Annotated in this window: 22 protein-coding genes and 2 pseudogenes; 9 read left to right on the top strand and 15 right to left on the bottom strand. The window is 69.2% G+C overall.

The features are described from left to right. Positions 1-7 precede the first annotated feature (7 nt). The 3 genes from trxA to rpe form a co-directional block, all read right to left on the bottom strand. Positions 8-904, bottom strand: a complete 897-nt coding sequence (trxA, locus tag ASD25_RS08650; RefSeq protein WP_056616307.1) for a thioredoxin — start codon at positions 902-904, stop codon at positions 8-10. An 80-nt stretch (positions 905-984) separates the two neighbouring features. Beyond that, complete coding sequence (locus ASD25_RS08645) at positions 985-2,793, bottom strand: heparinase II/III family protein (protein ID WP_056616304.1); 1,809 nt, start codon at positions 2,791-2,793, stop codon at positions 985-987. Next, positions 2,790-3,449, bottom strand: a complete 660-nt coding sequence (rpe, locus tag ASD25_RS08640) for a ribulose-phosphate 3-epimerase (RefSeq protein ID WP_056616301.1) — start codon at positions 3,447-3,449, stop codon at positions 2,790-2,792. The genes ASD25_RS08645 and rpe overlap by 4 nt, the downstream gene beginning before the upstream one ends. Positions 3,450-3,571: 122 nt before the next feature. On the opposite strand from rpe, the gene ASD25_RS08635 reads away from it, so the two are divergent. Beyond that, a complete protein-coding gene (locus ASD25_RS08635) occupies positions 3,572-4,033 on the top strand; it encodes an OsmC family protein (RefSeq protein WP_056617130.1) in 462 nt (153 codons plus the stop codon). On the opposite strand, the gene ASD25_RS08630 is transcribed toward ASD25_RS08635, so the two are convergent. Both ASD25_RS08630 and purH read right to left on the bottom strand, forming a co-directional pair. Beyond that, positions 4,030-4,779, bottom strand: coding sequence for a dienelactone hydrolase family protein (locus ASD25_RS08630; RefSeq protein ID WP_056616298.1), 750 nt, complete (start codon positions 4,777-4,779; stop codon positions 4,030-4,032). The genes ASD25_RS08635 and ASD25_RS08630 overlap by 4 nt on opposite strands. A 56-nt stretch (positions 4,780-4,835) precedes the next feature. Next, complete coding sequence (gene purH, locus ASD25_RS08625; RefSeq protein ID WP_056616295.1) at positions 4,836-6,440, bottom strand: bifunctional phosphoribosylaminoimidazolecarboxamide formyltransferase/IMP cyclohydrolase; 1,605 nt, start codon at positions 6,438-6,440, stop codon at positions 4,836-4,838. A gap of 188 nt (positions 6,441-6,628) precedes the next feature. Here purH and ASD25_RS08620 point away from each other — a divergent pair, with 188 nt between their 5' ends. Beyond that, positions 6,629-7,714 (top strand): sensor histidine kinase, encoded by a 1,086-nt coding sequence (locus ASD25_RS08620; protein ID WP_082572293.1) that lies wholly within the window; start codon positions 6,629-6,631, stop codon positions 7,712-7,714. A 21-nt stretch (positions 7,715-7,735) separates the two neighbouring features. On the opposite strand, the gene ASD25_RS08615 is transcribed toward ASD25_RS08620, so the two are convergent. After that, the gene (locus ASD25_RS08615) at positions 7,736-8,272 is read right to left on the bottom strand and encodes a prolyl-tRNA synthetase associated domain-containing protein (RefSeq protein WP_082572291.1); all 537 of its coding nucleotides are present in this window, start codon (positions 8,270-8,272) and stop codon (positions 7,736-7,738) included. A gap of 53 nt (positions 8,273-8,325) precedes the next feature. Between ASD25_RS08615 and ASD25_RS08610 the strand changes: the two genes are divergently transcribed. Next, complete coding sequence (locus tag ASD25_RS08610; RefSeq protein ID WP_056616290.1) at positions 8,326-9,066, top strand: DUF6065 family protein; 741 nt, start codon at positions 8,326-8,328, stop codon at positions 9,064-9,066. A 36-nt stretch (positions 9,067-9,102) separates the two neighbouring features. Here the strand turns inward: ASD25_RS08610 and ASD25_RS08605 are convergent, their stop codons facing one another. The 3 genes from ASD25_RS08605 to ASD25_RS08595 all read right to left on the bottom strand — a co-directional run bounded on the left by ASD25_RS08605 (position 9,103) and on the right by ASD25_RS08595 (position 11,067). Beyond that, entirely contained in the window at positions 9,103-9,672 is a 570-nt protein-coding gene (locus ASD25_RS08605) for a hypothetical protein (RefSeq protein ID WP_056616287.1), read from the bottom strand. An 82-nt stretch (positions 9,673-9,754) separates the two neighbouring features. Then, a complete protein-coding gene (locus ASD25_RS08600) occupies positions 9,755-10,387 on the bottom strand; it encodes a LysE family translocator (RefSeq protein WP_056616285.1) in 633 nt (210 codons plus the stop codon). A 101-nt stretch (positions 10,388-10,488) separates the two neighbouring features. Then, positions 10,489-11,067: a hypothetical protein gene (locus tag ASD25_RS08595; protein WP_056616282.1), complete on the bottom strand. Its 579-nt coding sequence runs from the start codon at positions 11,065-11,067 to the stop codon at positions 10,489-10,491. A 188-nt stretch (positions 11,068-11,255) separates the two neighbouring features. Between ASD25_RS08595 and ASD25_RS08590 the strand changes: the two genes are divergently transcribed. Further along, positions 11,256-11,630 carry a hypothetical protein gene (locus tag ASD25_RS08590; protein ID WP_056616279.1) on the top strand — a complete coding sequence of 125 codons (375 nt, stop codon included), beginning with the start codon at positions 11,256-11,258 and terminating at the stop codon, positions 11,628-11,630. Positions 11,631-11,650: 20 nt separating this feature from the next. Here ASD25_RS08590 and ASD25_RS08585 read toward each other — a convergent pair. The 3 genes and pseudogenes from ASD25_RS08585 to htpX all read right to left on the bottom strand — a co-directional run. Then, positions 11,651-12,569, bottom strand: a pseudogene (locus ASD25_RS08585) (argininosuccinate synthase); the annotation flags it as partial. Between the two features lies 1 nt (position 12,570). Further along, positions 12,571-12,983, bottom strand: a 413-nt coding sequence (locus tag ASD25_RS31845) for an argininosuccinate synthase domain-containing protein (protein ID WP_369816559.1), incomplete at its 3' end; no start/stop codon positions are given. A 99-nt stretch (positions 12,984-13,082) separates the two neighbouring features. Continuing rightward, positions 13,083-14,007 (bottom strand): annotated as a pseudogene (gene htpX / locus ASD25_RS08580) (zinc metalloprotease HtpX). Between the two features lie 88 nt (positions 14,008-14,095). On the opposite strand from htpX, the gene ASD25_RS08575 reads away from it, so the two are divergent. The 3 genes from ASD25_RS08575 to ASD25_RS30990 all read left to right on the top strand — a co-directional run bounded on the left by ASD25_RS08575 (position 14,096) and on the right by ASD25_RS30990 (position 15,989). Further along, positions 14,096-14,329, top strand: coding sequence for a DUF1674 domain-containing protein (locus ASD25_RS08575; protein ID WP_082572341.1), 234 nt, complete (start codon positions 14,096-14,098; stop codon positions 14,327-14,329). Positions 14,330-14,397: 68 nt separating this feature from the next. Next, positions 14,398-14,886, top strand: a complete 489-nt coding sequence (locus ASD25_RS08570; RefSeq protein WP_056616272.1) for a hypothetical protein — start codon at positions 14,398-14,400, stop codon at positions 14,884-14,886. A gap of 137 nt (positions 14,887-15,023) precedes the next feature. Further along, a complete protein-coding gene (locus tag ASD25_RS30990; protein ID WP_162252062.1) occupies positions 15,024-15,989 on the top strand; it encodes a hypothetical protein in 966 nt (321 codons plus the stop codon). Here the strand turns inward: ASD25_RS30990 and pyrF are convergent. After that, positions 15,986-16,705 carry an orotidine-5'-phosphate decarboxylase gene (gene pyrF, locus ASD25_RS08560; RefSeq protein ID WP_056616266.1) on the bottom strand — a complete coding sequence of 240 codons (720 nt, stop codon included), beginning with the start codon at positions 16,703-16,705 and terminating at the stop codon, positions 15,986-15,988. The two genes, ASD25_RS30990 and pyrF, sit on opposite strands and share 4 nt — an antisense overlap. A 96-nt stretch (positions 16,706-16,801) precedes the next feature. Here pyrF and ASD25_RS08555 point away from each other — a divergent pair, with 96 nt between their 5' ends. Continuing rightward, the gene (locus ASD25_RS08555; RefSeq protein WP_056616263.1) at positions 16,802-17,500 is read left to right on the top strand and encodes a MarC family protein; all 699 of its coding nucleotides are present in this window, start codon (positions 16,802-16,804) and stop codon (positions 17,498-17,500) included. A gap of 2 nt (positions 17,501-17,502) precedes the next feature. Further along, the gene (locus ASD25_RS08550; protein ID WP_056616258.1) at positions 17,503-17,889 is read left to right on the top strand and encodes a DUF1801 domain-containing protein; all 387 of its coding nucleotides are present in this window, start codon (positions 17,503-17,505) and stop codon (positions 17,887-17,889) included. On the opposite strand, the gene ASD25_RS08545 is transcribed toward ASD25_RS08550, so the two are convergent. Beyond that, positions 17,886-18,698, bottom strand: coding sequence for an SDR family oxidoreductase (locus ASD25_RS08545; protein WP_056616255.1), 813 nt, complete (start codon positions 18,696-18,698; stop codon positions 17,886-17,888). The genes ASD25_RS08550 and ASD25_RS08545 overlap by 4 nt on opposite strands. A gap of 1 nt (position 18,699) precedes the next feature. Next, positions 18,700-19,170 (bottom strand): Rrf2 family transcriptional regulator, encoded by a 471-nt coding sequence (locus ASD25_RS08540; RefSeq protein ID WP_056616253.1) that lies wholly within the window; start codon positions 19,168-19,170, stop codon positions 18,700-18,702. Positions 19,171-19,336: the final 166 nt, after the last annotated feature.

Raw genomic sequence — 19,336 nt, 5'->3', positions numbered from 1 at the left:
GGACCTCCTATGCGAACAGGATAGAGGACAGGCGGCGACGCCCGTCCCGCGCGATGTCGGAGGCTCCGCCCGCGGCGTCGAAGACGACCAGCAGCTGTTTGCGGGCGGCCTGGTCGTTCCACTCGCGGTCGGCGGCGACGATGGCCAGCAGGCTGTCGACCGCGCCCTTCAGATCCCCGGCCGAGGCCTGGGCCAGCGACAGGTCGTAGCGGGCCTGATGGTCGGCGGGATCGGCCGCAACTTTCGCCTCCAGTTCAGACGCCGCGCCCGTCGGGGAGGCCGAGGCGAGGGCCAGCTGGGCGCGGACGCTCTGGACCGTCGGCTCCTTCGAGTCCTGCGGGGCCATGGCGATGGTCTGGCGGGCCTGATCGGCGTCGCCGTCGGCCAGATAGACGCGGGCCATGCCGGCGATGGCCTTCTGGTGGTCGGGCTCCAGCGTCAGCAGCTGGGCGAAGGCCTGGGCCGCGCCGCCGAGGTCGTTCAGCGACAGGGATTCCTCGCCCAGCGACAACAGCTGTTCGATGTCCGAGTTGGCGCTCTCTCCACCCGTCAGCTTGTCGATAAAGGCCTTGAGCTGACTGTCGGGCACGGCGCCCTGGAAGCCGTCGACAGGCTGGCCGTTGACGAAGGCGTAGACGGTGGGGATGGACTGGACGCGCAGCTGACCCGCATAGGCCGGGTTCTTGTCGACGTCGATCTTGACCAGTTTCACAGCCCCGCCGGCAGCGCGGACGGCCTTTTCGATCATGGGCGTCAGGGTCCGGCACGGCCCGCACCATGTGGCCCAGAAGTCGACCAGCACGGGCTGAGTCTTCGAGGCCTCGATGACATCGGTCATGAAGCCGGCGTCGGAGCCGTCCTTGATCAGGTCGTCAGGCAGGGCGGTCGGGTCGGCGAGGCTCATCAGTCGGTCCTGTGGTCGGAAAGGCGTAACGCGGCAGTTCGCAGATGGTCGCGGCGACCGCTCGTCTCAAGGGAGAAGGATCAGGAAGGTTCGCCGCCTGCCCCGGCGGGGCTGAGCTTCCAGCGGATCTTGGTTTCGGAATCGGTGCGGGCCGAGCCGCGTACGACGATCTGCAGCGAGCGCCGGGTCAGGCCATCGTCGATATGGACCGAGGGCTCGATGGCGACGTCGGGGCCGTCGGTGCGGAACCACCAGCCCCGGCCCGAGTGACCGCGCAGCAGGATGGAGCGGCGGTCGCGGGCGAGCGAGGCCTGGACGCCGGGTTCCAGCTGGAAGCGCACGGCGTAGGGGGCGGCGATGGCGCGGACCACCTCCTTCTGGCCCGGGGCGGGGTGCAGCCGCTCCTCGGCGCGCAGTTCGTCGAGACGCTGGTCGAGATACAGGCGGCGCTGGTGCAACAGGCCGTAGTCGTGGACCCAGCCGTCGTGCTCGACCTCAAGCCAGACCGCGCCCTCGCCGTCGCGCTGGTCGACGACCAGATGCAGGGGGCGGCCGACCAGACGGTGGTCCAGCAGGTCGCCCTTCCAGCCGCCGAGGGGCTCGCCGGTCGATCCGTCGCCGAGGGTCAGGGTCGAATGGCCGGGGGCGAGGCGCAGGCCCTGGCGGTCGGCGGCGCGCGGGGTCCAGCCGCAGCCGGTGACGATCCGGTCCTTGCCGCAGACGATCTCCAGCGCCATCGGCTGGGCGCAGGCGGCAGCGGACCAGGCGCCGCGCGCCGGAGCCGCGATGTCGGCGGCGATGGTCAGCAGCGGGCTGCGGATGCGGGCGATGCCGGCGACGGTTCCGCCTGCGGCGTCCGTATGGGTCTCGTCGTGGACGCGGGCCGCGGCGACGCGGGCCGCGCTCGACGGGCCGCCGCCCTGCATGGTGATCAGCCGCCCGTCCGGCAGGGTCTGAAGGCGCAGGGCGTGGGTCAGCCGCTGGATGGCGCCGCGCACGGCGTCGGGCGTGGCTTCCGAGACCTGCGAAAGGGCGTCGTCGAGCGTCAGCAGGTCCAGCAGCAGTTCCAGCCCCGCTTCCGGGCTGCGGGTGGCGTGGCCGCCGTCGGGGCCGACCGTGCGGTCCAGCGCGCCCGGCAGGCCGTTCAGGGCCGCGCGTCGAAGGGCGACTCCCGGCGCGCCGGCAAGGGTGCAGCCCGTTATGGCGGCGGCGGTCAGGCGCTCGGCCTTGCCGGCTACGCCACCGGGCGGGCGCAGCAGCTGGCGTGCCTGACGGCCGAGGACGTCGGCCAGCCGGAGCCGTTCGGCCTCGGTGGCGACCTGCCCCATGCGGCGGGCGGCGCAGGCCAGATGAATGGCGCGGCGGGCGAGAATCTCCGGGCCCCAGGCGAAGGGCGACCAGCGCGAGAAGGCGTCGGCCCAGGCGAGGGTCAGGCGCACGGCCTCGCGCGCACCGCGCTCGCCCTGAAGCATCAGGGACGGCAGCCAGGCGAAGCTGTGCAGTTCGACCGCGAAGGCGCGGGTGGGGCTGGGCCGGTTCCAGGGATCCTCGGGCGCAACGGCCTCAAGGCTGGTGCCGGCGAGGGCGAATTTGCCGCCGAGGACGATCTTGCCCTGGGCCGGGTCGACGGGTCGGAAATCGCGCGGGGTCGCGGCGAAGCCCTGGGCCGGCCGGCCTTTCAGGGTGAGGCTGTAACCGGGCAGGCCATAGGCCTCGATCCACAGCTGGCGGGTCAGCAGGCGTCCGATGACGGCGGGCCACAGGCCGGGGCCGCTGGAGGCGCCGGTGGTCTTGACCGGAGTCCGCATCGGGGCGCCGCGCAGGCCGGGGATTTCGCCCGGCGCGGGACCGTCGGCTTCGGGACGGGCGAAGGGTCCGAGAGGGCTCACGCTGCCTTCAGGGCCTGGATGTTGGCCGCGTAGGCCGAGGGACCGCCACGGAAGACGGCGGTTCCGGCGACCAAGGCGTCGGCCCCGGCGGCGACGCAGGCGCCGGCGTTGGCGGCGGTGACCCCGCCGTCGACCTGCAGGTGCGCCTTCGAGCCGGCGGCGTCGAGGATGGCGCGGCTCCTCTCGATCTTGCGCAGGGTGGTGTCGATGAAGGACTGGCCGCCGAAGCCCGGATTGACCGACATCAGCAGGACCAGATCGACCAGCTCCACGACGTCGTCGAGCACGCTGAGAGAGGTGCCGGGGTTCAGGACAACCCCGGCTTTCGCGCCCAGCTGGCGGATGCGGCCGAGGGTGCGGTGCAGGTGCGGGCCGCTTTCGGGATGGACGGTCAGGATGTCGGCGCCGGCCTCGCGGTAAGCCTCAAGCCAGGGATCGACCGGGGCCACCATCAGGTGGACGTCGAACGGCAGGGTCGTGTGCGGGCGCAGGGCCTTCACAACATCGGGGCCGATGGTGATGTTGGGCACGAAATGCCCGTCCATGACGTCGACATGGATCCAGTCGGCGCCGGCGGCGTCGAGAGCGCGAACCTCCTCGCCCAGACGGGCGAAGTCGCTGGCGAGGATGGACGGACAGATGAGGGGCGCGGCCATGAGCCGGGGATACGGCGGCTCGCCTGACGTAGCAAGGCGAGATGGAAGCTTCACTGTTGCGGTGACTTCACGGTTCGGTCATTCAGGCGGCCATCTTTGATCGCGAAACGATGGAGTGCGTGATGGGCGAGTATGTCGCTACCGTGGCCTGGAGCCGGGACGGTCAGGCCTTCACCGACAACAAATACAGCCGTCGCCACGAATGGCGGTTCGACGGCGGCGCGGTCGTTACAGCCTCGTCCGCGCCCTCCATCGTGCCCCTGCCCATGTCCGACGCCAGCGCGGTTGACCCGGAAGAGGCGCTGGTCGCCTCTGTGTCCGCCTGTCACATGCTGTTCTTCCTCGGCTACGCGGCCAAGGCGGGCTTTGTCGTCGATGCCTATCGGGACGAGGCGATCGGGCTGATGGGGCGCGATGAGCGCGGCAAGATCGCGCTTCTGAAAGTGACGCTGCGGCCCGAGATCGCCTTCTCGGGCGATGTCCTGCCTGATGAAGCGGCGCTGGACGACCTCCACCATCGGGCGCACGAGGACTGTTTCATCGCCAATTCCATTCGTGGCGAAGTGACGGTCGAACCGCGCTAGGGCGCAACGGCCACGTCGCCCAGCAGGGCGGTGAACCGGCGCACAGCCTCTGCGGCCAGCTCGGCATGATAGCGCATCGGACCCGCGGCCATGGGTTCGTCGAAGGCGTGGGTGCCGTCGGCGATCCAGGTCTCGACGTCCGCGCCGCAGCGCCGGACCATGTCATTCACGCGCTCGGCGTTGCGGACCGTGGTCAGATGGTCGGTGCGCGAGATGACGGCGAGGGTCTTCGGGCAATGGGTCCAGGGCCGCATCTTGTTGACCGCGCCGATGCCGACATAGGGGTAGGCCAGCCAGGCGCCGACCACGCCGTCCAGCGCGACGGCGCCGGGATCCTCGACGCCGAGCATGCGGCGGCCGCGCTGCGAGCTCATGGCCTCCATGATGCCCCACCCGCCGTGGCTCCAGCCCGCAAGCACGATCTTGGACGCGTCGACGACAGGCCGCTGGGACACGCCGTGCAGGGCAGCCAGCACATCGCCCGCCCTCTGCCATCCGTGCAGCAGCAGGCCTGTGCACACCGTCGCCATGGCGAACTGGCGGCTCCAGCCGCGCGGCGCGTAGGAGTCGACGATGACCGCACGCCAGCCCGCGGCGACGGCGGCGGCGGCATAGCGAGGCAGGTGGTCGCGCAGGCCGCCGCAGCCATGGAACAGGATGACGGTCGGGCGCGGCCGGTCGTCGTCGGGGCCGACGGTGGTCGCGTGCGGCTCGAGCATCGACCAGCGCTGGGAGAGAGTCTGCATGGGGCGACCTGAAGGAAGGGGCGTTCAAACCGTCGGAAACGGCAGAGGTTCCGCCTTCAGTGCCGGAAGACCCGCACCCCCGTAAAGGCCATCGCCACGCCCGCCTCGTCGGCGGCGGCGATGACCTCGTCGTCGCGGATCGAGCCGCCGGGCTGGATCACCGCCGTGGCGCCGGCCGCGACCGCTTCCAGCAGGCCGTCGGCGAAGGGGAAGAAGGCTTCGGAGGCGCAGGCCGAGCCCTGGGCCAGCGAATGGGCCAGACCCTTGGCCTCGCCCGCCTCTCGGGCGCGGATGGCGGCAATGCGGGCGGAGTCGCGGCGGTTCATCTGGCCGGCGCCGATGCCGGCGGTCTGGCCGTCCTTCGCATAGACGATGGCGTTCGATTTCACGTGCTTGGCCACGGTGAAGGCGAACAGCATGTCCTCGATCTCCTGCGGCGTCGGCTGGCGGCGGGTGACGATCCTGAGGTCGGAAGCGGCGATGTGGCTGCGGTCGCGCGACTGGGCCAGGAAGCCGCCGGCCACGGAGCGGAACACCTCGCCGGCCGCCAGCGGATCGGGCAGGCCGTCGGTCAGAAGCAGGCGCAGGTTTTTCTTGGCGGCGAATATCGCTTTCGCCTCGTCGTCGGCGCCGGGGGCGATGACGACCTCGGTGAAGATGTCGGTGATCAGTTTCGCATCGGCGCCGGACAGCGGCCGGTTGACCGCGACCACGCCGCCGAAGGCCGAGACGGCGTCGCATTCCAGCGCCCGGGCGTAGGCGACCGACAGGTCGCCGCCGACGGCGACGCCACAGGGGTTGGCGTGTTTGACGATGACGCAGGCGGGGGCCTCGAACTCGGCGACCAGCTCATAGGCGGCGTCGGCGTCGGCGATGTTGTTGTAGCCCAGCTCCTTGCCCTGCAGCTGACGGGCGTGGGCGACGCCGGGGCGGGTCTCTCCGGTGCGGTAGAAGGCGCCGGTCTGATGCGGATTCTCGCCGTAGCGCAGGGTCTGGGCCAGCGCGCCGGCGATGGATTTGCGGGCCGGGGCGGCGTCGGCGACCTGACCGGCGAACCAGCCGGAGACGGCGGCGTCATAGGCGGCGGTGCGGGCGAAGGCGCGGGCGGCGAGGCGTTTGCGCAGGTCCAGGGTGGTGGCGCCGTCGGCCTTCAGCGCCTCCAGCAGTTCGGCGACCGAGGCCTGATCGACGCAGACGGCGACATAGCCGTGGTTCTTGGAGCCCGAGCGGATCATGGCCGGGCCGCCGATGTCGATGTTCTCGACCACGGCGTCGAAGCCGCCGCCCGACGCCACCGTCGCCTCGAAGGGATAGAGGTCGACCCAGACGATATCGATCGGTCCGATGTTGTGGGTCGTCATGGCCTCGGCGTGGTCGGGCGCGCCGCGCACGCCCAGCAGGCCGCCATGGACCACGGGGTGCAGGGTCTTGACCCGGCCGTCCATCATCTCGGGGAAGCCGGTCAGGTCGGCCACATCCTTCACCGGCACGCCGAAGCCGGCGATGGCGGCGCGGGTGCCGCCGGTCGAGACCAGTTCGACGCCGAGGTCGTGCAGGGTGCGGGCGGCGTCCTCAAGCCCGGTCTTGTCGGACAGGGAGATCAGCGCGCGCCTCGGCGCCACGCGGTCCGGCGCGGGGGGAAAGTCGGGAGCGGCGGGCATGGCGGCGGTCCGTATGTCAGGAGCGGGGAGGCGCGCCGCCTCTAGCAGATGACGCGACCGGATAGAACCGCCGGAGCGGCCCGGAACACCGAAATCGGGGGCCGAAGGCCGATCCCTGACAGCAGTGATCCCGGCCGGCCGTTAAAGGGGGGTGTTCTGGCCCAACCTTTACATTAGCGTCCCTGCCTATGGCCTCACAGCTTCAAGATCGTTTTCGTGGTCTCGCGCCGGTCGGACTGGCTTGCCTGATCTGGGTTGTTCACGCCCTGGTCGAGATGGCCTCGCTCGGGAAATTCTTCTGGCTTGCCGTCGTGTGGGCGGTTCACGGACTGATCCTGATGCTGATCATGACGGCATTGCTGGATCTGGCGCGTTCGCGACCGCGAATTCTCTACTGGCCCGCCGTGCTTGTTCTGCCCGTTCTGTTCACCCTCGCCCAGTCCTGGCTCGACCTCTGGTTCGTGTATCATCTAAGCGTTCCGACCAAAATCGAGACGTTGTTTGACAGCTCGATGGTGAAATCCGGCGCAGCTACGACTGTAGTCCAGAATTTCAAGGTATATATCTGGCTGTTCGGGTTTTACGCCGCAGTGATTGCTCTGCTTGATGCCGCCCATTCGAGTTACGAAGCAAGGCTTGAGGTCAAGGATGCTCAACTGGAGGCGCAGCAAAACCAGCTCTACGCGCTTCGTCTTCAGATCGCTCCGCATTTCCTTTTCAACGCTCTCAACGCGCTGAGCGCGCTCGTCGTGACCGGCCGAACGAACGATGCCGAGGCCATGATTGAGCGGCTGTCGAATTTCTACCGTTCGAGCCTGCTCGCTACGGACAGCGATCTGATCCCGCTCCATGAGGAAATGGACGCCGTTTCAGATTATCTGGAAATCGAACGCGTGCGTTTCGGCGGTCGTCTGGAGATCGACATAGACATGGCGGAAGACCTGCCGGACGTCCGCGTGCCTGCGCTGGTTCTTCAGCCCCTGGTCGAGAATGCGATAAAGCACGGCGTGGCCAGAACCAGTGGCGTGACCGAGCTCACAATCCGGGGCCGGGCAGATGCAGAACGGCTACTGTTGAGCGTGGTCAATGACCTGCCGAACGGTGAGGCACAGCCGGCTGCCGTTGGAACGGGATCCGGGCTGGTCAACGTCCGCAGGCGGCTGGCGACGCTCTACGGGTCGGAGGCGAGCCTGACGACATCGGCGTCCGCCACCCACTGGGAAGCGCTGATCGCCCTGCCTCTTGCGCCGCAGCCCGTGGGCGCCGCCCGGTAACGGCCGATCGCAACCGGGGGATCAGTTCAGTCGAGCGAAGTCGACCACCACTGGCTCCCGACCGATCAACGACAGGAAGCGCCGGAACGCCGCCTGATCCAGCGCCGTGGTCGCGGTATTGGTCAGGGGATGGAAGTTGACGACGTCTGCGTCCCACAGGGCCTTGTCGAGGACGAAGGTGACGCGGTGGCCCGGGTCGTTGATCAGGCCCAGCGCCGTGACCGATCCGCCGCGCACGCCGAGGGTTTCGTACAGCAGGGCCTCGTTGCCGAAGGACAGCCTGTCAGAGCCGATGGTCTTCGGCGCGCGCTTGAGGTCCACCACCGTGTCCTGCCGGGCCGAGATCAGCCAGAGCCGGCCCTTCTTGTCCTTGAGGAACAGGTTTTTGGTGTGGGCGCCGGGCATGGCGGCCTTGAGCTCGAGCCCCTCCTCGACGCGGAAGACGGCGGGGTGGTCACGGGTGGTCTGCCCGACAGCGTTCGCGGCCATCCAGTCGAGCAGGCTGTCGCGGTTGAAGGCGGGTGGGGGCCCAGCTTCGGGCGTCTTGTCTTGGGTCATGCGGGGCCGCTAGGGATGCAAACACGTCCCTCGATACCGCCCGGAGGCTCCCTGTGGAACTCGAATGCTATCCGATGACGCAAACGCCGCCGGACCTCGTGCCCGGCCGGCAGTCGCGCAACTGGATGGACGCCTTCGCCAGCCGGCACCCCTATCGCTGCCTGCCGCTGAACATGGCCAACACCACGGGCTGGGAGATCCTGTGCCCGCTGACCTTCACCGCCGAATGGAACGGCGGGCCCAGCCAGGCCGACATTGTCATCACGCCCGAGCGGCACAACGCCGACCTGACCCATGTGGTGACCTCGCATTTCTCGCGCGGGGTCCTGACCATGCATCCGCAGTATCTGTTCCGCACGCCGCCGGGCTGGGGCCTGCTGGCCGGCGGGTCGCCCAATCACATGAAGGACGGCATCCAGCCTCTGGTCGGCCTGATCGAGACCGACTGGCTGCCCTTCCCCTTCACGATGAACTGGCTCTTCACCCGCCCCGGCAAGGTGAAGTTCGAGAAGGGCGAGCCCTTCTGCTTCATCACCCCGATCGAGCACCGCAAGGTCGAGACCATGCAACCGGTGATCCGGTCCCTGGAATCCAATCCGGTCATGCACGGACAGTTCGAGGCCTGGAACCGGGCCCGCACCGACTTCAACAAGCGGCTGGCCTCGGGCGATCCGGACGCGGCCAAGGAGGCGTGGCAGCGCTATTATTTCAAGGGAGAGATTCCCGAGGATCTGGGCACGGCGCCCGAGACCCACGTCAACAAGCGCCGGCTGAAGAGCCCGCGCGTCGGATAGGACGAACCCCTCCGCCGTAGCGGAGGGGCCGTGAACTCAGCTGGCGGGCGCCGGGCGCGGCAGGCGCGGGCCGAGGTTCTGAACGACTTCGCGCGCGTCGAAGGCGTTGCCGTCTCCGGCCGGCTTGGCGCCGCGTCCGATCATGATTTCGGCTGTGGCTTCGAAGCGGTCGATCTCGCGCAGGTCGCCGCCATAGCCGCCGCCGTAGCCCCAGGGACTGCCCCACGGGCTCCAGTACCCGGCCCGGGAGTAGCGCCAGGACGGACCCCAATAGGGGCCGTACATGCCGCCGTACCAGGGGTCATAGGTGGACTGGTAGCGGACGTCGCGGTCCGTGACGCGTTCGACGGTGGAGAACCAGTCGCCGCCGCTTTCCAGCGTGACCTCGGCGGCGCGCAGCAGCAGGGCCATCTCGACCTGTTCGCGCGAGGTGACGGAATTGCCCGCGAAGCTGACGCGGTAGCGGTCGGCGTCGACGCGCTGTTCGGAGTAGCCGAAACGGCTGCCGTAGCCGGCCGGGCCGTATGGGGTGGCCGTGGCGCAGGCCGACAGGGCGAGAGCCGCCGTCGCCGCCAGAAGCACGGGCTTGAGGAACCGATGTCTCATGGGAACTCTCCTTGACGCGATACAACGCGCCCTGCCTGCTGAACGGGACATGAACAAAGCCGTTCCGTCCTGACTCAAGTCCTTATAATCGCGTAATAATAAGGATGGATGCAGCCAGAAGAAGAACGCCGGTCATGAGGGCGAAACCCTTGCGGAAATGAGGCTCGTTCATACGCCGCGCAAGGGCCGCTCCGCCCAGACCGTATGCGGACATCGAGATCACGTCCATGCCGATGGTGGCCAGGGCGAACAGCGCCAGCTGGGGGGCTGCGGGGCGGTTCACATCGAGGAACGGCGGCAGGACGGCGGTGAAGAAAAGGATCGCCTTGGGATTGGCGATCTGGACCATGAAGCCGTCGACGAGGGCGCTGCGTCCCATGCGGACCGTGGGCGCGTCAGCATCGGCGGCGGTGCGGAAGGCGCCGCGCAGGGCGTTGATCCCCAGCCAGGCGACATACAGGGCGCCGCCGATCGAGATCAGCCGGAACACCTGCGGAAAGGCGATCACGAGGGCGCCCAGCCCAAGGGCCGCGGCGCAGAACCAGACCAGGGTGGCGGCGTTCATGCCGACCACGCCCAGCAGCGCGCCCGCCTTGCCGCGCTGGACGCCGTTGGCGACCGAGAAGATGTTGGCGGGCCCGGGAGTGATCGCCATCACCGTCATGACCCCGAGGAAGGTCAGATAAAGGTGCGGATCAACGGGCAGGCTGGCCATGCCGTCGTGTCCGGCAGTCGCCGGCCACGGTCAAGCCCGCCGGGCGGTCCCGGCGCCGGTCACAGGGAGAGTGTTGCGCCGCTGCTCAGGCGGCGGGCCGGTCAGTCCTCGTCGGACTCGTCCGGCCGGGCGGCTTCAGCCTGCGCCTCGGCGAGGGCTTCCGCGACCTGGGCGTTGGCTTCGGCGATCTGGATCTCGACCTCGTCGATCGAATCCAGCGCTTCACCGACGGCGTATTCGGCCATCAGGCCGTAGGTCGCCATGTGCTCCGGATCGTTGGAGGCCCAGGCGCCGTTGGCGGCGATGCCCTGTGCGGCGGCGAAGGCGCCCGAGTTGTGAACCTCGGCCAGGGCTTCGGTGACGATGGCGTCCACATCGACATTGGCCAGGGCTTCGGCGGCGATGGCCGAGGCGTGCTGCGCGGCCGCGGCGGTGAAGGCGTTCACGTCGGGCTGGTACTCGGTCCACAAGGCGGCGATGCGGAGCTCGCGCTGTGTTTCGGTCAGGCTCCGGTCCTCGCCGATCGCCTCGGCGCGTTCGCCGAAGGCTTCCATGCGGGCTTCAAAGACTTCGGCGGCGGCTTCCAGCGCGTCCTCGGACGGGCCGCGCACGTCGGCGGCGACGGCGGCCGACAGGGGTAGCAGGGCGAGGGCGGCGGCGAGGGAAAGGGCCTTGATCATGGCGGGGCTCCCGAAAGGTAGCCGCAGGGTCCGCCCAACGCCGCCGCGTCACAAGTGAATTGATTGTAAGGCTGCGCCCCCGCCGCCCGGACGTGTCGCCGAAACCGGATCGTTGGTCTCAAACCGGTGGCGGCGAGGCCGGCGTCGCGATGATCTGTCCTGTCCCGAAAGGACCGGAGGAGACCCGCATGAAGACCGCCCTGATCGTGGCCGCCACGCTCGCTATCGCGGGGCCCGCCCTCGCCGGGCAGGCCGCGCCCGCAGCCGCCCCGGCGCCCGCGACCGTCGGAGCGCAAGGGGTGTCGGGCCTTGCCGACGGCATGGCTGTCGTGTCCTCCGACGGCGTGCGCGTGGCGGAGGTGCGCCACCTCTATCGCCGGACCTCATACGGCCCGAACGACACCTTCATGACCCTGGCGCCGCTTCAGGTCCTGCGCCGCATCTATGGCCGGGAGGCCTTCGTCGAGGACGGGCAGCTGCGGCTGCGCATGACCGCGGCGCAGTTCCGCGCCCGCAGCCAGAACCCGCCGGACTGGATCAACGGAAATCCGCCGCCGCGCTGAGCACGGCGGCGCGCCCGGCCCTAGCCCCGGTCGCGCGCGTCGCGCTTGCCCAGCACCCGCAGGCGCAGGGCGTTCAGCTTGATGAAGCCGGCGGCGTCCTTCTGGTCATAGGCCACGGCGCCGTCCTCGAAGGTCACCAGCTCCTGGTCGTACAGGCTCTCTGCGCTCTCGCGGCCGATGACGGTGGCGTTGCCCTTGTAGAGCTTGACGCGGACCGCGCCCGACACCTTCTGCTGGCTGTGGTCGATGGCCGCCTGGAGCATCTCGCGCTCGGGCGAGAACCAGAAGCCGTTGTAGACGAGGTGGGCGTATTTGACCGCCAGCTCGTCCTTCAGATGCATGGCGCCGCCGTCCAGCGTGATCGACTCAACGCCGCGGTGAGCGGCCAGCAGGATGGTCCCGCCCGGCGTCTCGTAGACGCCGCGCGACTTCATGCCGACGAAGCGGTTCTCGACCAGATCGAGGCGGCCGATGCCGTTGTCGTGACCGTACTGGTTCAGGGCGGTCAGCAGGGTCGCCGGCGACATGGTCTCGCCGTTGATCGAGACGGGATCGCCCTTCTCGAAGCCGATGGTGATGACGGTGGCGACGTCGGGCGCGTCCTCAGGGGACAGGGTGCGCTGGTGTACAAATTCGGGGGCCTCGACCGACGGATCTTCCAGCACCTTGCCCTCGGATGAGCTGTGCAGAAGGTTGGCGTCGACGCTGAACGGAGCCTCGCCGCGCTTGTCCTTGGCGATCGGGATCTGGTGCTTCTCGGCGAAGTCCAGCAGGTGCTCGCGCGACTTGAAATCCCATTCCCGCCACGGCGCGATGACGCGGATGTCGGGCTCGAGGGCGTAGTAGCCCAGCTCGAAGCGGACCTGGTCGTTGCCCTTGCCGGTGGCGCCGTGACAGACGGCGTCGGCGCCGACCATGCGGGCGATCTCGATCTGGCGTNTAGTAGCCCAGCTCGAAGCGGACCTGGTCGTTGCCCTTGCCGGTGGCGCCGTGACAGACGGCGTCGGCGCCGACCATGCGGGCGATCTCGATCTGGCGTTTGGCGATCAGCGGACGGGCGATCGAGGTGCCGAGCAGATACTGGCCCTCGTACAGGGCGTTGGCCCGGAACATGGGGAAGACGTAGTCGCGGACGAATTCCTCGCGCAGGTCGTCGATGAAGATGTTCTCGGGCTTGATCCCCATCTTCAGCGCCTTCTCGCGCGCCGGCGCCAGTTCCTCGCCCTGGCCCAGGTCGGCGGTGAAGGTCACGACCTCCGCGCCGTATTCGGTCTGCAGCCATTTCAGGATGATGGAGGTGTCGAGGCCGCCGGAATAGGCGAGGACGACTTTCTTCGGCGCGGACTGGGTCATGCGGGGATCCTTCGTAGAACGCGGGGGAGGCGTTCGGCGGCGTTGCGCGCGCTTAAAGGACCAGACGCCCCGCGATGCAAGGGCGGGAATGCGGCAGGCTCAGCCCCAGGGGCCGGAGCGGCTCGCGGGCGTGGTCGGCACGCTGGTCGTCACGTGGCGCGGCGCGGGCTCGGTGAAGGCCGGACGGCGCGGGGCGACGCCCATCTTCGCGCCCAGCTCCATCAGGGCGCGGACCCGGTTGCCGGTCGCCGGATGGGTCGAGAACAGGTTGTCTGCGCCTCGCCCGGCCAGCGGGTTGATGATGAACAGCTGGCCCGAGGCCGGATTGCGCTCGGCGGTCTGATTGACGATGCGGCGGGCCGAGGCGTCGATCTTCTCCAGCGCCGAGGCGAGGGCCTGCGGGTCGCCGGCGATTTCCGCGCCGACGCGGTCGGCCTCGTATTCGCGGCTCCGGCTGATGGCCATCTGCACCAGGCCGGCGGCCATCGGAGCCAGGATCATCAGGGCCAGCGTCCCGAAGATGCCGCCGGGCCGCTCCTCGTCGTCGTTCCCGCCGCCGAAGAACAGCGCGAAATTGGCGAGGGCGGCGATGGCCCCGGCGACCGTGGCGGTGACCGTCATGGTCAGGGTGTCGCGGTTCTTCACATGGGCCAGTTCGTGGGCCATGACGCCGCGGATCGGCGCAGACGGCGGCGTTGGCCGGATTGCGGCCGGTGGCGAAGGCGTTGGGCTGGTCGTTGGGGATGATGGCGATGACGGGCCGGGGCAGGCCGGCGTCGCGGGCCATCTGGACCACGTCGCCGACATAGGCGCGGACCACGGCGTTGGGATGCTGTTCGTCGACCGGCTGGGCCCGGTACATCTTCAACACGATCTTGTCGGCGTTCCAGTAGCTGACCAGATTCATCCCGCCCGCGACGACGAGGGCGATCAGCATGCCTCCGACGCCGCCGATCATGTAGCCGATGCCGACGAACAGGGCGGTCAGGGCCGCCAGCAGGGTGAAGGTCTTCAGGTGGTTCATGGTGGCTTTTACTGGATCACGGCTGGCTGCCTTGAGGGCGAACGCCTAACTTGTGGAGTTCAACGCCCAGGCTCAAGGCGAGGCCGCTGTGACCGATCATCCCACCCCCGAAGCTGAAGCCCCGGCCCTGAACGGCGACGTGCCCCACGCCACGCCCGAGCGGCCGCTGAGCGAGGCCGCGCGCCGCGCCCTGCTGGAAGCCGCAGAGCGCCGCGCCGCCGCGCGTGAAGCCGAGCCGCCCGGCGAGCATGGCGGACCGCGCGGGCCCGAGCCGACCCGCTACGGCGACTGGGAGAAGAAGGGGCTGGCGGTCGACTTCTGACCCGTCTGCGACCGAGAGAACGAAGGCGGGCGAACGGCGTTAACCATTCCGTTCAGGAGACGCCGCCCATGTATCGCACGCTCGCCGCCGCCGCGGCCCTCGCCACGCTCATGCTTGCAGGAGCCGCCTCCGCCCAGACGTACGGGCAGCCCGTCTATCTAAACGCCTATGGACGACCCGTGGGTGGAACGCCTCTGTCGGAAGTGGAGACGCGGTCCTACGTCGAGACGGGCAGATGGGCCGACGGCTACTCCGACCGGCCGCAGGTCTATGTGCCGGCGCCCGGATACGGGCGGCCTTATGTGAGCTACGGGTCGGGCTATCGATACCCGACGGGCGATCGGTCCTACGGATATGGCGGTGGTCACCGGTACGCGTATGGCGACTACCGCTACGACAGCCGCCGGTACGATCCGCCGCCGCGCCCCGGTTATCGCGATGAGTGGGGCTACAACGACGACCGCCACCCGGTCTGGCGCGGGGGAAGTGACGGTGACGTTCGCTACCGGCGCGATCGCGGTTGCGGCTGTGCGGACGTCTATCTCTACGACCGCTGATCGGGCTGGAATCGCACCGGTAAGGTTAAATTGACGGGTCCCGGGGGAATGCGGCGGCCCCTGTTTCACCCCTGCGGTGTAATACGAACCCTTTTCTTTCCAGGGACTTACAACGGCTCAACACCGGAGCCTGTCTCATGCGTATGCTTACCGTCGCGGCTGGAGCCGCTCTTCTGATCCTCGCTACGCCCGCCTTTGCGAGCGGTCCCACGGGCGGCGGTCATCCCGGTGGCGGACGCCCGTGCGGCGGCGGCTGCGGCGGCAACCCCGGCGGCGGGCATCCGGGCGGTGGTCACCCCGGGGGCGGCTATCCCGGAGGCGGCGGCCGGAACATCAACGTCAACGTCAATGCGAGCGCCAATGCGAGCGCCAGCGCCTATGCGGGCGCGTCCGCCCGGTCCTACCTGAACGCCCGCACCTACAATGTCAGCGGCGTGCGCGGCGCGGCGGGCGGCGGCACGGTCTATGTCGGCGGCGGCTACGGCGGCGACGTCGGGGGCGGTTACTACGGCGGGCCGGTCTACCATGAGGCCGTCTATGAGGGCCGTGCGTGCGCTCCGGCGCCGTTCGGCTATGTGCTGGGCGGCTTCGGGCGCGACGAGCGCTACGCCCCCGTCTGCGGCACCCGCTACTACGAGGACGCCGACCGCGGCGGCCGGTACGGCTACAGCGAGCGCCGGGACAGCTACGAAGCCAGCCGGTATGAGGAAAGCCGGTACGAATCCCGCGAGGAATACAGCGAGTACGAAGCCGGCGGAGTCTGGCGCGACGCTGACCATGGCCGCCGGGAAGAGCGGTACGAAGACCGCGGCGGCTACGACCACGCCTCCAGCGCCCGCGAATACGACCGCGGCTATATGGACGGGCGGCGCGATTGCGACTGTCGCCCCGATGGACGCGACGGCGAACCGTATTTCCATGCGCCCGAGCCGGCGCCCTACGGATACGAGCCGGAGCCGCCGCCGGTTCGGGTTTACGAGGCCCCGCCCGCTTACGAAGCCCCGATGACGCCGAACCAGTATTACGGCATCGACGGCGCCACGCCTGCGCCTCCGCCCCCGCCCCGCCAGCGCTACAGCCAGGAACCCGGCGAGCGCGGCTAGACGGCCCGCATTTCGTCGACGATGGCGGCGGCGGCCTGAACCGGATCGGCCGCGCCGACCACCGGCCGCGCGACGACCAGATGACTGGCGCCCGAGCGCAGGGCCTCGGCCGGCGTCGCCACGCGCTGCTGGTCGCCCTTGTCGGCGCCGGCCGGACGCACGCCGGGGGTGACGATCAGGAAGTCGGGGCGACCGGCGGCGGCGGCGATCTCGCGCACCCGCGCCGCTTCCAGCGGGCTGGAGACGACGCCGTCGACGCCGCAGTCCAGCGCCTGACGCACCCGGCGCTCAACCAGATCTGACGCCGTGAAGCCGTAGCCGAGCTCGGTCAGGTCGGCGTCCGACAGGCTGGTCAGGACGGTCACCGCCAGCAGTTTCGTATCAGAGCCCGAGGCGTCGCGGCCCTTGACCGCGCCGCGCATCACCTGAGGTTCGGCGTGGACGGTCAGCAGGTCGCAACCGCCCTCGGCGACGGAGCGGGCGGCCCCTTCGACCTGGGCGCCGATGTCATGCAGCTTCCAGTCCTGAAACACCTGTTTGCCCGCGGACCGGAGCTCGTGGGCGAAGGCGACGCCGCCGGGGCGGGCCAGAAGCGTGAGCCCGACCTTGTAGAAGCTGACGGTCTCGCCCAGCCGGTCGACCATGGCGCGGGCGGCGTCGACGGACGGCAGGTCCAGGCCGACGATCAGGCGGGGGTCGAATGTGGCGGGGTTCATGGCGTCGCTCCTTATTTCGCGGTCAGGGCTGGACGCGCGGACGGGCGTCAGCCTTGATGGCCGCAGGTTTTCTGAATTGCAGGGCGAGGTCAGCACATGGACGCGGTCGATCTGGGCGTCAACCTGTTCGTGGCCCTGTTCGCCCTGGTGGATCCGATCGGCAACATCCCGATCTTCGCCGCGGCGACAGCCGGCGCCAGCGTGCGTCAGCGGCTGTCGGTGTCGTTCCTGATCTGCCTGTTCGCGGCGGCCTTCCTCGCCTTCTTCTTCTTCACCGGTCTGGGGCTGCTGCAGTTCTTCGGCATCTCGCTGGCGGCGTTCCGGATCGCGGGCGGCATCCTGCTGCTGCTGCTGGGCCTCGACATGACGCGCGGGGACTTCCTGAAGTCGTTTGCCGACAATGACGCGGACAGCAATCCGGCGGACGTTCGCGGCTACGCGCGGCGGCGGTTCCAGCGGCTGGTCGTGCCCTTCGCCATGCCCCTGATGATCGGGCCCGGAGCCATCTCGACCATCATCATCCAGGCCGGCGAGGCTTCCAAGATCGGCTATCAGGGTCAGGTGGCGGGCATGGTCGCCATCGTCGCGGCCTGTATCGCCACCTTCCTGTGCTTCGCCCTGACGGGCCCCATCAGCCGAATTCTGGGTGAGATCGGCATGTCGATCATCGTGCGCGTGCTGGGCCTGATCCTGTGCGCCCTGGCGATCCAGTTCATCCTGCTGGGGCTGTCGGAAGCGATCCCGGGGATGATCTCGGGCGCGGTGACGACGCCTTACCCCACGGGCGGACACTAGCGATGGCCGGGACCGTCCAGTCGGTCGAGGCCTGGCTGGCGGATCAGGCGCCGGCTGTCCGGGCTGCTGTCGGCCGGTTGCGGGCGCTGGCGCTCGCTTCGGGCGACGGCGTCACCGAACACATCAAATGGAACGGGCCCAGCTTCTGCGTTGACGGTGACGACCGGATTACGGTGGGTGTCGCGCCGAGGGGCGGCGTGCGCGCCGTCCTGCACCGCGGGGTGAAGGCGAAAGACGCGACCGGCTTCAGCTTTCCGGACGACAGCGGACTGATTCATTGGGCGGCGCCGGATCGCGGGGTCGTCACCTTCGCCGATGAAGAAGCGATTTCGGCAAATGCCGACGCTTTCGCTGCGATCTGCCGGCGCTGGCTCGAGGCGACGCGCTAGATCCGCTTCAGTCGCTTCGCATGGCCGCCCACCATGGCCAGCGCCACCCGGTCCGGCAGGTGTTTGGCGAGGCCGGCCAGCAGATTGTTCATCGCCCCCGGCGTGACCTTCGGCCGGTTGTCCTCGCACGCCGCGTAGCCGACACGGGCGACGTGGTCGGCGGTCTGCCACATCCAGGCGGGATAGGCGGTCGAGACTTCGTCCCGGGTTCCATTCACATCGTGGAATTCGGTCAGGGTGTAGCCGGGACACAGGGCGGTGACGTGGACGCCAGTCCCTCGCAGCTCGAGGTGCAGGCCCTGCGAGGCCTTGATCAGAAAACTCTTGATCGGGCCGTACAGGGTGTCGCCGCCGGTCGCGGGCATCTGGCCGGCGAGCGAGGCGACGTTGAGGATGCGGCCATAGCCGCGCTCCACCATGGCGGGGGCGAACAACCGGGCCAGTTCCACGGGGGCGGACAGCATGACGCGGATCATGGCGGCGTGGGCGGCCGGGTCGGTGTTGAGAAAGCCCGCCGTGCGGCTGAAGCCGGCGTTGTTGATCAGGCCGTCGATGTGCAGGCCGCGGTCCTGAAGGGTTTCGAACAGACGGCGCGGGGCGGCGGGGTCGGCGAGATCTTCGGTCAGGACGGTCGTCGCGGCGCCCGTGTGTGACAGCTCATCGGCGAGGGCGTGTAGCGGAGCCTCACGACGGGCCGTCACGACCAGATCCCAGCCGTGGCCGGCGTAGACCCGGGCGAGGGCGGCGCCGATGCCGGCGGACGCGCCCGTGACCAGCACGACCGGACGCGGCCGCGACGGCAGGCTCATGTCAGGCGGCGACCGGGCAGGACGAATGCGGAGCGAAGCCGGCCAGGGACGCCGGATCGTGATCCAGCAGATCGGCGATGGTGATCTTCGACAAGGCCGTTCCCGCTGCCTGATCGGCGGCGGTCAGGGCCTTGGCCACTTGCCGCGGAATGTGTTCGCTGACCGGGCAGCCCTTTGCCCCGGCGGGCGGCGAGCCGAGGTGGGCGCAGCCGTTGACGGCGCGCAGCACGGTTTCCAGCGAGATGTCCTCGGGCTTGTGCAGCAGCCAGGCTCCGCCCGAGGCGCCGGGACGGGTGGCGATCAGGCCGGCCTTGGCCAGCAGGGCTGTCACGCGGCGCACGACGACGGGGTTGGTCGGGATGGAGGCGGCCAGAACCGCGCTCGCCGCCGCATCGGCAGGCGAGAACGCGCCCTTGTGGGCCAGATAGGCCAGGGTGTGGGCGGCGACGGGAAAGCGTTGGCTGTCTGACATGGTGCAGCCTCCAAGATAGGTGCTGCGAGGCTGTTTCACAAACCGGACATCTTCAAGGCTGACGGCGCAGGAACCTTCGCACCCGCAGCACGATTGAACCGCGGAATGAAAGAGCCTAAAGGCTCGCCGCTCTTTTGATGGGAACCGCGCTGTGCGGGGTCCCGGA

The sequence above is a fragment of the Brevundimonas sp. Root1423 genome, from assembly GCF_001426805.1.
This window is presented reverse-complemented; position numbering and strand designations above follow the sequence as displayed.